The organism is Endozoicomonas elysicola (assembly GCF_000710775.1).
GTDB lineage: Bacteria > Pseudomonadota > Gammaproteobacteria > Pseudomonadales > Endozoicomonadaceae > Endozoicomonas > Endozoicomonas elysicola.
The window spans coordinates 3,012,933-3,027,231 of sequence record NZ_JOJP01000001.1 but is presented as its reverse complement, the minus strand read 5'-3'; the positions used below and the strand labels follow the sequence as shown (position 1 = coordinate 3,027,231).

Here is a 14,299-nt window from a genome sequence, read left to right as displayed (position 1 = left end):
TTATCAAAACGAAAGGTCATACCCACCTCAAACATATCCCTATAACTCATTGAATAATCAATAAATACTCAAACAATTAGATAGTTATTTACCCCTAAATTCACGTAAAATACCGATGCTTTTGCCACTCCTTCTGCTGGCACTTTAAGCACTAATTTTTTATACAGAGTCAGTCTCTGGCTAACGAGATTCCAGGATGAAAAGCAGTATCCGTTTGAGAGCGCTGGAAAAGAAAGACCTGCGTTTTGTGCACTCTCTCAATAATAACCGCAGCATAATGTCCTATTGGTTTGAAGAGCCTTATGAGTCTTTCGATGAACTGGAAGACCTCTATGGCAAACACATCCATGACAACACCGAGCGCCGTTTTGTTGCGGAACATACCGCGACACAAAGCAATGAAGCTGAGTCTATTGGTTTGGTTGAGTTGATTGAAATCGACTATGTCCATCGCAAGGCAGAGTTCCAGATCATTATTGCACCGGGTCATCAGGGCAAAGGCCATGCCCGGGCATTGATCAAGTCCGCTCTGGATTATGCCTTTACCATACTGAACCTGAATAAGGTTTATCTGGTGGTCGCCGTTGAAAATGAAAAAGCCATTCATCTCTACCAGCAGACCGGCTTTATTGAAGAAGGTCGTATGATTCAGGAATACTTCACCAATGGCCATTACTGTGATGTATTAAGGATGTACATTCTCCAACGTGACTATTTGAATAAAATCAAACAGGCTAGGGCCAGTTGACGTTTCGTTGCGTGCTCAGCGTATCAGGCCGCTCCTATGACGAGGCGCGGCATTGCAGGAAGGCTGGTTGCCTTTCAAAATGCCGCAACGAAACGTCAACAGGCCCTATGCTTCTTAATACCACCAGCCCTTCTATAACACCGGACATTTTGTCCGGTGTTACTCGGTAGAAAACAGTAGTACCCCCTGTAACTATCCCCATATAATAATCTTGAATAAAAACAATTATGGCTATATCAGGGATTGACCATGCCAGTAACCACCAGATGGAACTCACTCCTATTATCCGTCATTCTTACCCAATTACCCTCTGCCGGATGGGCACACAATAATGCGGTAACCATCACCATAGACAATGGAAAACGATGTGTTATCTCCAATGGTTTACCAGACCACGATACCGGTCGTTTTCCCAACCCGGGCAACCCGAACTCAATCACAGAACAGGATGTACGTCTCTGCTTCTCAAAAGTCCCCCATAAAGGAAGCATCCCACAGAGCGTACGGGGTTCTATTGGTGTTGCCATTAATGGTGTACAGATCCGTCCTGGCACCGCGGAATACTATGATGCATCAAGCCCCAGGGGATTCAGTCGTGACCGCAGCTCTGGCTGGAACCTTGAAGGCATCGGTGCAAGAGACCGGTTAGGCATGGACCAAAATAACGCCCATGTCGATCAGCGGGGTTTATACCATTACCACGGCATTCCTGAGGTACTGGTAGAAACCGTTGACTCAACATTGATTGGCTATGCGGCGGACGGATTTGAAATTCATTATGCATACGAGCAGCAAACATCCAGCTACCAGCTGAAGCCAGGAAACCGCCCCGCTCCCCCGGGAGGCCTATACGATGGCACCTACAATCAGGACTGGGAATATCAGGTTGGATCAGGAACGCTGGATGAATGTAATGGTGGGACTCTCGAGGGAGCATTCGTCTATTACGCAACGGACACCTACCCGTTCTACCCAAGGTGTCTATGGGGAGAGATCAGCACTGACTTTCTTCACAAAAACAGCAATCGTGAAAGCCGCCGTAACCAGGATTCTCAAAGGAGGTCTCGAAAACCTGCCGCGCCTCAGGAAGCCATCAATGCTTGTTACGGTAAACAGTCAGATGATTACTGCCAGTTCAGAACCCCGGGTCGAGGACAAAGGGTCACAGGAACCTGTAGAAGAACACCAGCGCAAAACCTGGCCTGTATTCCGGCAAGGCGGCATTAACAATCATTCAAATACCTCCCCCTCCTGCTCATCTCACCCAAAAGCCAGCTGTATGACCATTTGAAACTAAATCGTTCTATGCCTGTCTTATATAAAAAGCAGGTTTGCACCTCTCAAATAAAGAAAAAAACACAGATCCGTTTTTCCTGGAGGCAAAACCCGCAATACAGGGTATAGAAATAATGGAAACACTCTCTAATGCTGCATCGACGGTAGCAAGCTTCCTATACAAGGCAGTCACTCTGCCTGTGCGTATTGGCTGTTTTTTTATTGGTAAAATGGTCAAGGCGGTTTCCAATGTCTATAACTACCTGACAGGTAATTCTGGACAAACTACCCAGAAGCAATCGCCCTCGACACCGATTGATAACCGCCAGGTTACTGCTGCGATGCCCGGTCAGGCCATACCCGCTTCCATGCCTGCCACGATAGCTCAAACTTCATTCTCAGCCCCCCCAAGAACAGCACCTGCTTCTATCAATTACCAGCTACTTGGCAGCGGCAGGTCAGGCTTTAGTCCAATATATGACCGTGTAAGTCAGCCGGGAGACCTGCCTTTAGGCTCCGTGAATGCTGGTGATCCGTTCAAATATGTTGGTGGAAAAGGAATTAATAAAGGACATGCAGATGCACTGGGAATTCAAAAGGGCAGCCAGGATGATCTGGAGTTTATCAATTTCCACGACCAGTTTATGAAAGGGGTTCGTCGTGAACAACTGGTCCATGCAATACCAGCAACCAGGCTCGGTATTTTTCCATCAAAACTTCAGGCTGCTACTGTGCTGTATGACTGTCTGGCAACTCATCCAAAAGGCCACCCCAAATACCAGATAAGTGATGGCACAGTCTTTGTCGAAGAGTTTACAGATTCCGCATGTCCTCACGGTAACCTGAATAACCGTATCATGCTATATATCATTCCACCCAACCGGGTGGACTATCCTGATGACCAGTCTTTCTGCCACGCTGTTGAGAAAATGGCCATAAACACTGTACGAGCTTTTGAGGAGCACAATCTATGGCGCATAAGAAATGGTCTGGCACCAGTACCCGTATTACGGCTATGTGCATTCAGTAGTAGCATATTTGCACAGCGGCCCGGCCAGCCTGCTTCATCCGTAGATGTCAGGCAAGTACTGGCTCATATACAAAATGGCCTTCATCACCAACTGGCACAGACATCAACCATAAAGACCGTGCAATACAGCAATGTCATGCAACCCATTGTTCCGCAAGTTGTCAGTCCGGGTAACCTACAGGGTGGCGGTTGATTTAACTAATTGATCCCGGCAACAGTTTTTGCCCGTTCCAACAGAACATTAAAAGCCCAGGTTCTGATGGTAGTATCAATAGGAGCACTGACTTCCACACTTTCAGGCAGCAGGGCTTTAATCGATTGGAGGCAGGATTTTAGCTCCTGAGTGGAGGGGTGCTGGTCAATCAGTGAATAAAGCATATTGTCAAACTTCCGCCTGGCAGGCTCAAGTTGATCCCTTTTAAACTGAGTCAACTCTTCATTTTTTCGGATGGCCTTTTTGACATTAGCAGGCGTATCTTTCAGGTTGACCTTTTGGGTTAATTTATTGCTCTCTGCTCGAAGCTTGTCACTATACTTCGACTTCTTTATTAAATCGTTAGGGACCTCAGGCGTCGGCGTTTTTTCACACCAATCTAAAATATTAGTACCAGATTCAACTAAACCTTCAGCGTAATGCTGTAAACCATAGGTTGCCAGCGTGTCAAAAAGAGCTTCGCAACCTTTACCCTCCAAAGCCTGTCGCACCTTAGGGAGGTTCTTGACCTGGGCGCCACCTGCGAACAGCCCCAGATAGATCCGTTCAAGTTCTTTGCTGATTTCTCCAGCATCCTCACGGCTTATATCAAGAGCTCCGGAAGAACTGATAGAACCGATACCTGAATCAAGACTCACCTTACGGCTTTTCTGAATATTGGTATTTTCAGAGCATGTCCTACTGGAAGAATCCATCACAGGCATCTGCTTCTCAACGGAAGCAGGCTTCACCTGCCAATGTCCCCATTGACTACTTTCAGGAGTACGCTTAACTGCTGGCAAAGCACCTGATAAGTCAGCCCTGCCAGTGATCTCAACCTGTGGCATCCCTGCCTCCTGATCAATCCTCTCAGATATTGATAACCTCAAAAGGTACTAAGGGATTAACATCGGCATCGTAATCCACACCATCAACGCCAAAACCAAACAGCTTCAGAAACTCCTCTTTATAGAGGATGTAATCTGTCAGTTCAGCCAGATTTTCATTGGTCAGCTGCGGCCAGATAGCCTGGCAATGCTTCTGAATATCTTCTCTCAGTTCCAGGTCATCCAGACGCAGGCGATTATTTTCATCAACTTCTGGAGCAGCACCATCCGAACGGTAGAGGCGTTCACGGAACATCCGGTTGATCTGTTCAATACAGCCCTCATGCACACCCTCTTCCCGCATCTTCTTAAAGACCATGGAAATATACAGTGGCATGACCGGAATTGCAGAACTCGCTTGCGTGACCACACTCTTCAGTACGGCAATATTGGCAGAACCGTGCAGGGCCTTCATCTGGTCATCAATAGTATGGGCTGCGCGATCCAGGTCTTTCTTGGCTTCACCGAGGGCGCCATCCCAATAGATCGGCCAAGTCAGTTCAGTACCAATATAGCTGTAAGCAACCGTCTTGCAGCCTTCTGCCAGAACACCCGCTTCAGACAATGCCTTCATCCAGAGCTCCCAGTCCTGACCACCCATTACGGTGACAGTCGCCGCTACTTCCTCTGCAGTAGCGGGTTCGACAGTGGCTTCAAACAAAGTGTCTTTATTGGTATCCACAGCAGTAGCACGATAGGTTTCACCCATCGGCTTCAGAACAGAACGGATCACCTCACCAGTATCCGGCAGTTTGCGCACTGGCGATGCCAGTGAATAAACAACCATATCCACCTGCCCCAGATCCTGCTTGATCAGTTCAATGGCTTTTTGCTTCGCTTCATGGCTGAAGGCATCGCCATTTAAACTTTTTGCATACAAGCCCGCTTCATGGGCCAGCTTTTCAAAGGCAGCAGAATTGTGCCAGCCTGCAGTGCCCGGCTTGGTTTCTGTCGCTGACTTTTCAAAGAACACACCAATAGTGGCAGCTTGTGAGCCAAAAGCAGCCGTAATGCGGGAAGCCAGACCATAACCACTCGAAGAACCAATCACCAGTACCTTTTTGGGACCATTGGCAACAGGGCCCTGGGACTGGGTATAAGCAATCTGCTCCTTCACATTGGCTTCACAACCCACCGGGTGAGTGGTTGTACAGATAAATCCGCGAATCCTTGGTTTAATGATCATCGTTGTCCCCAACAGGTGAAACTCGGTTTGGCTACCAGAGGCTAAGTACCGGATATCAGCCTCTCTGTATAAATAACGGAGTAGCTTATCCAAAAGCCGTAGTTTGGGAAAGAGATGGTGCGTGTAACTCGGTAGCAATATGGCTCTATTTGTTACAGCCTGTAAGTCAGGCGCTGATTCCCTTCCAACCTTGGCCATTAAACTCAAAACACAATCTGTCGTCTGACCGAATCAATTACCTGAAATGAAGACACGCTTATAGAAGAATCAATCAACTATCTATACCAATTCGTAAATACATGCAGTCCGAATACTTAAACAACACCTGCCTGAATAACCTTAACGTGTAAATATTCTGAACCAGTTAGGTTTTCACAACCCTGAAGTGGCCATGCACTAAGCTCTGTAAGTTATTGTGAAACTGGAATTATCTGACCATGAACATGGGTAAAAAACTGGTTGCGGAATTTCTGGGCACATTCTGGCTGGTGCTGGGTGGTTGTGGCAGTGCAGTACTGGCAGCATCCTTTCCTGATGCGGGGATTGGTTTCCTAGGCGTAGCATTGGCCTTTGGTCTGACCGTATTGACCATGGCCTTCGCCATTGGCCATATCTCCGGCTGCCATCTTAACCCTGCGGTTTCAGTGGGGCTGACGGTGGGCGGATAGTTTCCCGTCAGAGAGCTGTTGCCATATATTGCCGCTCAAATACTGGGGGGAATTGCCGGTGCGGCAATACTGTACCTGATTGCATCCGGCCAGCCGGGCTTCGAAACTGCAGGTTTTGCTGCCAATGGCTACGGCGAACACTCTCCTGGTGGCTATGGTCTGGTGGCAGCACTGGTAACCGAGATTGTTATGACCTTTATGTTCCTGCTGATCATCCTGGGGGCCACTGATGGACGAGCCCCTGTTGGCTTTGCGCCGATAGCCATTGGGCTTGGACTGACCCTGATTCACCTGATCAGCATTCCCGTAACCAACACCTCGGTCAACCCGGCTCGCAGTACCGGGGTTGCACTGTTTCAAGGAGACTGGGCAATCTCCCAACTCTGGCTGTTCTGGATTGCCCCTTTTATCGGATCAGTTCTTGCCGGGCTGGTTTATAAATGGTTGGGAAAAAAAGACCACGAGGCTGTCCGAGAATAAGCTGCAGGGCTTGTGTTACTTATTCGCAATGAAGTGCCTTCAACATTCTTTCTGAACCATTGGCCACGGGTCGACTCTAACCAAACAAAAAGTAAACAGGCATGAAAACATGAAACCACTTTCTCTGGCCACCGCTTTTCTGAGCATTATGATTATTCAAACAGCCATGGCCAGAGACTTGTCAGACATCTTCCGCTCCGGTGTTCTCCGGATAGGCACCACGGGTGATTATGCCCCTCTAACGTTGTGCGACAAACAGGGGCGCTGTGAAGGGTTTGCCATCGACATGGCTCACTCACTGGGGAAATACCTGTCACAGGTCAGCGGAAAAACCATGATTGTTGAATTTGTTCGTACCCACTGGCCAGACCTGCATAATGACCTGGAAAATGACGGGTTCGATATTGCCATGGGAGGCATCACCTACACGGAGGATCGTGACGCACAATTTTTACTGTCTGACCCGGTTATACCCAGTGGCAAAGTCGTCTTAATGCAGAAAAGCATGGCCAGTGCCTACACAGGGCTCAATGATCTGCAATTAGTCAAACAGTTAAGTACTTCCAACCTTCATCTGGTGATCAACCCCGGTGGCACAAATCAGACATTCACGATGAAGTACCTCCCACACATGCGTTCTACACTGACCGCAGACAACCGGGAGCCATTCCTGATGTTACGGGACCATCAGTCAGACGTCATGATTACTGACCGGACAGAAGCGCTCTACCAGGTAAAACAGATTCCTTCGTTGATGATTATTAATGACGACATGTTTTCATGGACAGTGTCACACAAAGTTTACATGACACAAAAAAACAACCGGGCATTGCTCAGTGAAGTCAATCGGTGGCTGAAAGAAACGGATATTCAAAGGATACAGACAAGATGGTTTTAGTGCCTGAACCTACGATATTCAGCAAAGACAACGTCTTACAACATCACTGGGATCTAATAATGAGAGGATAAACCTTCTGGCTATGCCGGAGGTTTATCCTCTCATTAGTATTGGAGTATAGAATATATAGGAAAGTGCTTTAGTTTCTCATGGCCTTTAAAATCAGGTCGGTCAATCAAAAATGCCAGTTCAACCACTTCAGCACCTTGCTTTTCTACTAACTTTATCAGGGCTTCAGCTGTAGCTCCGGTAGCTAATATGTCATCCACAATCAGTACACGACTGCCTTTTAACAGGTCTGTTTTATGGATTTCCAAACACTTATTGAAACAGTCAAGTTTATAATCCTGAGAGATGACTTCCCGGGGCAATTTTCCTTTTTTCCGAGCAGGAATAAAGCTTTTTTTTAACTGAACAGCCAGAGGAGCTCCAAAGAAGAACCCTCTTGCTTCCATGCTAATAATACAGTCAATGTCATAATGACGGTAGCGATCTACCAGATGCCAAATAACACTCGAATAGGCTTCACCGTTGCCCAGCAAAGGGGTGATATCTTTAAAGAGAATATCTTTAGTGGGATAACCCTGTACATCTCTGATAAACCCTGCCAGCTGTTTCTTTGTCAACATATACTCGACTCTGATTAGGTTGGAATCAGTATAGGAGATAAACAAAGCATGAACTGAAGGGGTACAAAGACAAGAAGCAAAAGCTTATCGTCTGTGCCTTCGTGTCTCTGTGGTAAAAAAGTGAAGTTATTCGGGGGCTACTTCTAAGGCGCTCCACCCTTACTTTATACAGTTATGACTCAGCTAAATGTATCGATGTATAAGGCTTCAACCTTATCTCTGGCCCACTGGGTTTTGCGCAGAAACTTGAGAGAAGACTTAATGGAAGGATCGCTGTAGAAACAATTGACCCGAATTTTCTGGTATAAGCCGCCCCATCCAAAATGCTCAACCAGGCGAGTTAACACTTTTTCAAGGGTAAGCCCATGCAAGGGGTTGTTCGGCTGTTCCTGACTCATTGGGTAGATTCCTACGATACGACTACAAACGAATACCTTGAATACTCAATTTGCAAACAGGTATGTGACGCTGGATTTTACCAGAAATTTCTACCTTACCTACGAAATAGCAAATTGATCTCGAGTCTATGACGTATCCTTTGAGCCTGACGTTATCGGAAGGTTCGGTTGTCGGCTCCCCGAAAGGGAAACCGACCTACAGTATTGCTATAGGCATTCAAACTTTTAAACACATTACAATAGCAGGTTCACCCTGCAGCCAGAGGGCACTCTGACAACAGGGATAAATCTTGTTCAGGCACTTAACACCACTGTTGAAGATCCACTGCTCTGAACATGATGCCGATGATAAAGCACCAGGCTGAATACCAGCGTAATCATCTCCGCAAAGGGCACCACCAGCCAGATGCCATATTCTGGCATCAGCCAAGGCATGACCACCAGCCCCAAGACCACAAAACCAAAACCGCGTACGATGGATAATGCAGTGGCCAGCATGGGCTTTTCAACCGCCTGAAAGAATGAAGCAATCATCAGGTTAATAGCCATGCAGGGGAACGCCATAAAATAAAGGGGCATTGCCAGACTGGCCAGATCAAACAACACCGGATAATCCACCACAAATAAGCCCACCAGCCAATCAGTTTCCAGACTGGCCAGCATCAGCGCGGCAATACCCACCCCAACTGCAGTTTTAACACCGAGCACCAGTGTCTCACGAACTCGGCTAACGGATTTGGCCCCATGATTAAAGCTGATAATGGGCTGACAGGCCTGACCGACCCCCATCAGGATAAACAATACCAGTACTGCGACGTTTATTACGATACTGTATGCAGTGACATAAAGATCACCACCGTGGCGAATCAGCACCCAGTTAAAAATCAGGGTGCTGACACCAATGGTTGACTCAATAAAAAATGTCGGTAACCCAGTACTCATAATTTTGCCAACCCATTTAACGTTGGATGATGGCAGTTTCAGTCTCAGAACACCTTTACTACGGACAAAATGCGTTATCACACCAGCAAATAAAACCAGTTGAGAAAGGCCGGTGGCCAGTGCTGCACCTTTTACTCCCCATGGAAATACAAAGATAAATACGTAGTCCAGCACAACGTTGGTCAGTGCACTGACTACCAATGAGTACATGGCCAAGCGCGGATTACCGTCATTACGGACAAAACATGACAATACCCAGCCCACGGCATAAATCATGAAAAACATCAGCATGATTTCCAGGTAATCCCGGGTCATGGTAAACAGTGCTTCACTGGCACCAGTCATCAATACCACTTCATCCAGCCAAATAAACCCAACACTCACCAGAAAGCCGCTGATCACCAGAGTCAGCAATACGGACTGGAAAAAGATATTCTGACCTTCGGTATAATTACCACGGCCAAATTGGGTGGACATCAGGGCTGAACCACCCACACCAATCATCAAGGCCAGGGCAAGAAACAGCGCAAAAAAAGGTACGGTAAGAGAAAGCGCAGCCAGTGCATCGGCCCCCACACCTCGCCCTACCATGATGCTGTCCACCAGCACATAGAGTGATTTCACCAGCATGCCACTCACCGCCGGCAGCAGATAATAAAAAAAGCTGGAAGGGATTGGGTCACTGCGAAGATCAATTGAAGCCATATAACCATTCACTCAGTCTATACAAACAACAGCCAGTGGCTGAAGAACGAATGGTATTATCTATCCTTACAAATTGATCAAAAATGGATCATTGTCGCTTTTTATGGTGTTTTTTTAACATCAAAGCATCCATATAAAAATTCAACGGGCCATCAAGTTGCTCGATGGTGAGCGTCGCTTCCGGCTGACAGTTAAGTGCCAGGGCATAACCGTGCAGATAATCCACCAGCAGTTCTAATGCTACCTTCTGATGTTCAGCGACCAGCTCTAAAGGCAACAACGCCCGCTCAAACCGCTCGATGAAAACACCTGCTGGCCCGACACTGCTCATGCCCAGCAAGGTATCCAGAAGACCTGGGTGATCACAGAGCAGTTGCAAATAGCTTAAGCACAGCGCACGCAGTTCTTTGCGCCAGTCGGTAGAAACGACAGGGTCATAAATTGCATCAATAAGCGAAACAGTCACCGCTTTAAGCAAGGCATTTTTATTATCAAAGTAATGATATATGGCCATGGCATCGACGTTGAGAGCACTGGCCAGCTTGCGGATACTGGGTATTTTTCCGTCTTCTTTTAACAGTTCCTTCGCCATAAGTACTATCTTTTCAGTACTCATCTGCCCTTTTGTTTCAACAGGGCGGCCCCGCTTTTTCACGGGTTTCTTCGTCTTGACAGACATTTGCTGATCTCACTAGACTGACGCCATAATTCTACACCGTAGAATTTATCTATCAACATCACTGAAACTCGAGTTGTAATATGTCCAATCGCGTATATATAGCCACCAGCCTCGACGGGTTTATTGCCGACAAAAATGGTGGTCTGGACTGGCTTCACTCAATACCGAACCCTGATGGTTCCGATTTTGGCTTTGCCGACTTTATGGAAACGGTTGATGCGCTGGTGATGGGGCGCAACACATTTGAAACGGTGTTGAGCTTTGACGGCGACTGGCCTTACTCAAAACCGGTTTATGTGGCCAGCAACTCACTTGAAGTGGTGCCGGCAGGCTTTGACGACAAAGCCTCACTGATCCAAGGCACACCCGAAGAGATTATTTCGGTTCTGAATGCCAGGGGGTTAAAAAATCTCTATATTGATGGCGGTGCAACTATTCAGCAGTTTCTCCAGTATGACTTGATTGATGAGATGACCATCACCACTGTGCCGATTCTATTGGGTGAAGGTATTCCATTGTTTGCCCGATTGGAGCAATCACTGACTTTTGAACACCAGAAAACCGAGGTTCTGCTGGGCAGTCTGGTAAAAAGCCATTACCGTCGTGTAAGAGTTTAGAACTACTTGAAATAGCAGTCTGTTTCTTTTCACCACAGAGGCGCAGAGACACAAAAAAGAGCTTGTCTTTTTTCTGTGCCTTTGTGGTAAACATAATCTAGGCAAACATCTGGCTGCGAAACTGCTTGGGCGACACCCCTATCTCCCGGCGAAAAAAACGGCAAAAGTAACTGGTATCTTCGTAACCCAGCTCAAAGGCAATTTCCTGAATGGTTTTGGTGGTAAAGGCCAGGTCACGACAGGATGCCACCATCACCCTTTCGTGTATCAACTGGGTGACTGTTTTCCCCACATACTGCCGGGTTAACTCATTCAGCCGCTTTGGCGTTAACCCGATTTCATGGCCGTAGAAATCGTTGTGTCGCTGCTCGCGGTAATTCCTTTCAATCAGTTCAAATAGCTTCATCACCCGGGGGTCGAAATAGACAGACTCCGGGTTATTGTCGGGTAAATAACGGGTCAGGTAGTGCAGAAAAGCCGTCAGCAGTGATTCCAGAAAATCCCAGTCGGTAGTTGACCGCCTCAGTTCATATTCCATCATCTCACCGAGGTAGTCGAGGTGGCGATAGCCATCAGCATCAAGAGAAATACAGGCCCGCTCAAGGCTGAAGGTGGCGAAAGCTTCCTGCAATAACAGCTGATTACGGTAACCCGCTCCGATAAAGTCCATCTGAAAGGACAAAATATACATCAGGTCCGGAGGAGTAGTAATCTGATGCACCTGCCCCGGCGCAATCAGATAGAGTGTTTTCGGGCGCAGGGGGTACTCGGTAAAATCAATGCAGTGAACCCCTTCCCCCTCTTCCGTCCAGATTACTTTAAAGTAATCATGGCGGTGTGGTTTGCGCTGAAATGCATCCCGGTTCTGTTGATCAACCCGGGTAATCAGAACAGGCTCTTCAACCGCAAGCTGGAACTGCTCAATCTCTTTACCAGCCATACATTATACCAATTTCACCTTCTAAACATGACCTGCGCAACCATTTTGAACCGCTGGATCTTCGTTGAAATTCCTCGCAATAGCCATGCTATTACTTGTCATTCCGCCTTGCCCAGCAGTTCAAAATGGCTTGCTCGACATCATATTTAGAAGGCGGAATTGGTATTACTCTCACCGGTTGTCAATCCACTCACTCATTACTACATGAGTTCTGATCTTAACAATATCGTCAAGACCATCCAGCGTTTCACGGATTTCATGAATGCGACGCATACTGTCAGCTTTGACATGAACCATCAGATCCATCTCTCCGGAGATACCATGACAGGTAATAATTTCAGGGATATCTCGAAAATGGGGAATCACTTCCGAACATCGTGCACAACGATGCTTTACTTCAAAATAGACAGAGACCCCTTCTTTCTGAGACTCGGTCAGTAACACCTGATAACCCCGGATAATCTTTTTCTGCTCAAGTTTCTTTATTCGTTCAGAGACTGAAGAGCGTGAAAGGTTAACAGACTCGGCAATTGCAGAGACGCTGGCCCGGGCGTTTTTCTTTAACTCCGCAATAATGGCTCGATCAAACTTATCCAAACAACCCCCGACGATTTGTTGTCAAACGGAAACATACCCGTCAAATTGCCGGAATATACCGCCAAATGAGGGAAATGTTCGACAGAATGTTAAGTCAATCTACTCTATAGTAAAAGCCGTAACCCATTGGTAAATAAAGAAATGACAGCGATGTCCCAGAGGTAGAAACAAGAGTGCATAACAAAACATCAGGTATTGGTCGCTGGCAGGGAGCAGGTCTTCTCGCTACCACCTTGCTGGGTACCAGCGTATTTATTCTTCCTCAGCTTACTATTGAACTGGCGGGCTATGGGGCACTTTGGGCTTGGGGCCTGCTGACCCTGACGATTATCCCGGTAGCACTGGTGTTTGCCAGTCTGGCCAGTCGTTTCCCTCATGCAGCCGGACCTGCCTATTTCGTGGAAAAAGCCTTTGGTTCAATAGCAGGCAAAACTATCGGCATTATCTTCATGTTTGCCGTTCCTCTGGGTGCTACGGCAGCCATTATTATGACTTACCAGTTCATTGATGCCCTGTTCATAGTGCCTGACTCCATGGCACTGCTGGTTCAACTGGGTTTTCTGTTACTCCTGTATGCACTGAATTTCAGGGGAATCCATATTGCAGCCAGCCTGCAGCTGGGCCTTACCTTCTCTATTGTTGCCGTATTACTTCTGATGCTGTTCTCATGGGGCACGGTTGATGTTCCCGTTAAGCCAGTAAAAAGTGTTATCGATAGCAGCGCCCTATGGAAAGCAGCCGGTATTGCTTTCTGGAGCTTTATCGGTATTGAGGCCATGGCACATCTGGCGGGTGATTTTAAAAATCCGGAAAAAGACCTTAAACCCGCCATCATGATCGGCGTTACTATTGTTGGCTGTATCTATCTGGCCTGTGCCTGGCTGATTCTGGCTATTCCTACCGATACACCACTGGCCATGACCGGCGTCTTTGATGTGTTACTGGGCGGCATGGGAACCCAGGTTATTGGTATTCTGGGGATTGCCGGTGGTATTGCAGCAGTCAACGTGTATACCGCCAGCCTTACCCGCCTGATCTGGAGTTTCAGCAATGAAAGCATATTACCCACCTGGTTCAGTAGACAGAACCGTCATGGTGTTTCAGAGCGGGCACTGGTCACACTGCTGAGTATTATGGCTGCCGTCCTGATTACCACTCACTATACCGATCAGAATCTAGAGGATCTGGTCTCCTGGGTGAACGGCGTATTCGTCATTATCTACTTTGCCTCCATGATTGCATCATTCAAGTTGCTGCCTGGGAAATATCACTGGTTGACGATTCTCGGCTGCCTGTTTTGCCTGATGCTGGCCGCAGGCTTGGGCTGGAAAATGGGCTATGCCATTGGCTTACTGATTATTGCTGCACCGTTTCTCTGGTTTCAGCAGCAAAAGAAGTTAAAACCGGGCTACTCCCCGCTTTAAGAA

The 14,299-nt window shown here is 47.3% G+C and carries 14 protein-coding genes and 1 pseudogene; 7 read left to right on the top strand and 8 right to left on the bottom strand.

What is annotated here, in order from left to right:
• The first annotated feature begins 196 nt into the window (after positions 1–196).
• The 3 genes from speG to GV64_RS12965 all read left to right on the top strand — a co-directional run bounded on the left by speG (position 197) and on the right by GV64_RS12965 (position 3,246).
• On the top strand, positions 197–748 hold the full coding sequence (speG, locus tag GV64_RS12975; protein ID WP_020583343.1) for a spermidine N1-acetyltransferase: 552 nt from the start codon (positions 197–199) through the stop codon (positions 746–748).
• Positions 749–997: 249 nt separating this feature from the next.
• A complete protein-coding gene (locus GV64_RS12970; RefSeq protein WP_020583342.1) occupies positions 998–1,975 on the top strand; it encodes a YHYH protein in 978 nt (325 codons plus the stop codon).
• A 182-nt stretch (positions 1,976–2,157) separates the two neighbouring features.
• Positions 2,158–3,246, top strand: coding sequence for a hypothetical protein (locus GV64_RS12965; protein WP_020583341.1), 1,089 nt, complete (start codon positions 2,158–2,160; stop codon positions 3,244–3,246).
• 5 nt (positions 3,247–3,251) lie between these two features.
• Here the strand turns inward: GV64_RS12965 and GV64_RS12960 are convergent, their stop codons facing one another.
• Both GV64_RS12960 and fabV read right to left on the bottom strand, forming a co-directional pair.
• Positions 3,252–4,094, bottom strand: coding sequence for a hypothetical protein (locus GV64_RS12960; RefSeq protein WP_020583340.1), 843 nt, complete (start codon positions 4,092–4,094; stop codon positions 3,252–3,254).
• A 22-nt stretch (positions 4,095–4,116) separates the two neighbouring features.
• Positions 4,117–5,319: an enoyl-ACP reductase FabV gene (gene fabV, locus GV64_RS12955; RefSeq protein ID WP_020583339.1), complete on the bottom strand. Its 1,203-nt coding sequence runs from the start codon at positions 5,317–5,319 to the stop codon at positions 4,117–4,119.
• Between the two features lie 437 nt (positions 5,320–5,756).
• Here fabV and aqpZ point away from each other — a divergent pair.
• Positions 5,757–6,467: pseudogene (gene aqpZ / locus GV64_RS12950) on the top strand (aquaporin Z).
• A gap of 109 nt (positions 6,468–6,576) precedes the next feature.
• The gene (locus GV64_RS12945) at positions 6,577–7,365 is read left to right on the top strand and encodes a transporter substrate-binding domain-containing protein (protein WP_020583336.1); all 789 of its coding nucleotides are present in this window, start codon (positions 6,577–6,579) and stop codon (positions 7,363–7,365) included.
• 104 nt (positions 7,366–7,469) lie between these two features.
• Here the strand turns inward: GV64_RS12945 and GV64_RS12940 are convergent, their stop codons facing one another.
• The 4 genes from GV64_RS12940 to GV64_RS12925 all read right to left on the bottom strand — a co-directional run bounded on the left by GV64_RS12940 (position 7,470) and on the right by GV64_RS12925 (position 10,718).
• A complete protein-coding gene (locus GV64_RS12940; protein ID WP_020583335.1) occupies positions 7,470–7,994 on the bottom strand; it encodes an adenine phosphoribosyltransferase in 525 nt (174 codons plus the stop codon).
• A gap of 179 nt (positions 7,995–8,173) precedes the next feature.
• Positions 8,174–8,392, bottom strand: a complete 219-nt coding sequence (locus tag GV64_RS12935) for a VF530 family protein (protein WP_020583334.1) — start codon at positions 8,390–8,392, stop codon at positions 8,174–8,176.
• 294 nt (positions 8,393–8,686) lie between these two features.
• Positions 8,687–10,039, bottom strand: a complete 1,353-nt coding sequence (locus GV64_RS12930) for an MATE family efflux transporter (RefSeq protein WP_020583333.1) — start codon at positions 10,037–10,039, stop codon at positions 8,687–8,689.
• A gap of 88 nt (positions 10,040–10,127) precedes the next feature.
• Complete coding sequence (locus tag GV64_RS12925) at positions 10,128–10,718, bottom strand: TetR/AcrR family transcriptional regulator (protein ID WP_020583332.1); 591 nt, start codon at positions 10,716–10,718, stop codon at positions 10,128–10,130.
• Positions 10,719–10,798: 80 nt separating this feature from the next.
• On the opposite strand from GV64_RS12925, the gene GV64_RS12920 reads away from it, so the two are divergent.
• Entirely contained in the window at positions 10,799–11,335 is a 537-nt protein-coding gene (locus GV64_RS12920) for a dihydrofolate reductase family protein (protein ID WP_020583331.1), read from the top strand.
• A 97-nt stretch (positions 11,336–11,432) separates the two neighbouring features.
• On the opposite strand, the gene GV64_RS12915 is transcribed toward GV64_RS12920, so the two are convergent.
• Both GV64_RS12915 and GV64_RS12910 read right to left on the bottom strand, forming a co-directional pair.
• Complete coding sequence (locus GV64_RS12915) at positions 11,433–12,275, bottom strand: helix-turn-helix domain-containing protein (RefSeq protein WP_020583330.1); 843 nt, start codon at positions 12,273–12,275, stop codon at positions 11,433–11,435.
• 171 nt (positions 12,276–12,446) lie between these two features.
• On the bottom strand, positions 12,447–12,872 hold the full coding sequence (locus tag GV64_RS12910; RefSeq protein ID WP_020583329.1) for an Lrp/AsnC family transcriptional regulator: 426 nt from the start codon (positions 12,870–12,872) through the stop codon (positions 12,447–12,449).
• A gap of 173 nt (positions 12,873–13,045) precedes the next feature.
• Here GV64_RS12910 and yjeH point away from each other — a divergent pair, with 173 nt between their 5' ends.
• Positions 13,046–14,296: an L-methionine/branched-chain amino acid transporter gene (yjeH, locus tag GV64_RS12905; protein ID WP_020583328.1), complete on the top strand. Its 1,251-nt coding sequence runs from the start codon at positions 13,046–13,048 to the stop codon at positions 14,294–14,296.
• The last annotated feature ends 3 nt before the right edge of the window (positions 14,297–14,299 follow it).

Excerpts from the sequence above, each read along its gene's own strand:
- GV64_RS12930 (WP_020583333.1), bottom strand. The coding sequence starts at position 10,039 with ATGGCTTCAATTGATCTTCGCAGTGACCCAATCCCTTCCAGCTTTTTT.
- GV64_RS12940 (WP_020583335.1), bottom strand. The coding sequence starts at position 7,994 with ATGTTGACAAAGAAACAGCTGGCAGGGTTTATCAGAGATGTACAGGGT.
- GV64_RS12970 (WP_020583342.1), top strand. The coding sequence starts at position 998 with ATGCCAGTAACCACCAGATGGAACTCACTCCTATTATCCGTCATTCTT.
- GV64_RS12945 (WP_020583336.1), top strand. The coding sequence starts at position 6,577 with ATGAAACCACTTTCTCTGGCCACCGCTTTTCTGAGCATTATGATTATT.
- GV64_RS12965 (WP_020583341.1), top strand. The coding sequence starts at position 2,158 with ATGGAAACACTCTCTAATGCTGCATCGACGGTAGCAAGCTTCCTATAC.
- GV64_RS12925 (WP_020583332.1), bottom strand. The coding sequence starts at position 10,718 with ATGTCTGTCAAGACGAAGAAACCCGTGAAAAAGCGGGGCCGCCCTGTT.
- GV64_RS12935 (WP_020583334.1), bottom strand. The coding sequence starts at position 8,392 with ATGAGTCAGGAACAGCCGAACAACCCCTTGCATGGGCTTACCCTTGAA.
- speG (WP_020583343.1), top strand. The coding sequence starts at position 197 with ATGAAAAGCAGTATCCGTTTGAGAGCGCTGGAAAAGAAAGACCTGCGT.
- fabV (WP_020583339.1), bottom strand. The coding sequence starts at position 5,319 with ATGATCATTAAACCAAGGATTCGCGGATTTATCTGTACAACCACTCAC.
- GV64_RS12915 (WP_020583330.1), bottom strand. The coding sequence starts at position 12,275 with ATGGCTGGTAAAGAGATTGAGCAGTTCCAGCTTGCGGTTGAAGAGCCT.
- GV64_RS12920 (WP_020583331.1), top strand. The coding sequence starts at position 10,799 with ATGTCCAATCGCGTATATATAGCCACCAGCCTCGACGGGTTTATTGCC.
- GV64_RS12960 (WP_020583340.1), bottom strand. The coding sequence starts at position 4,094 with ATGCCACAGGTTGAGATCACTGGCAGGGCTGACTTATCAGGTGCTTTG.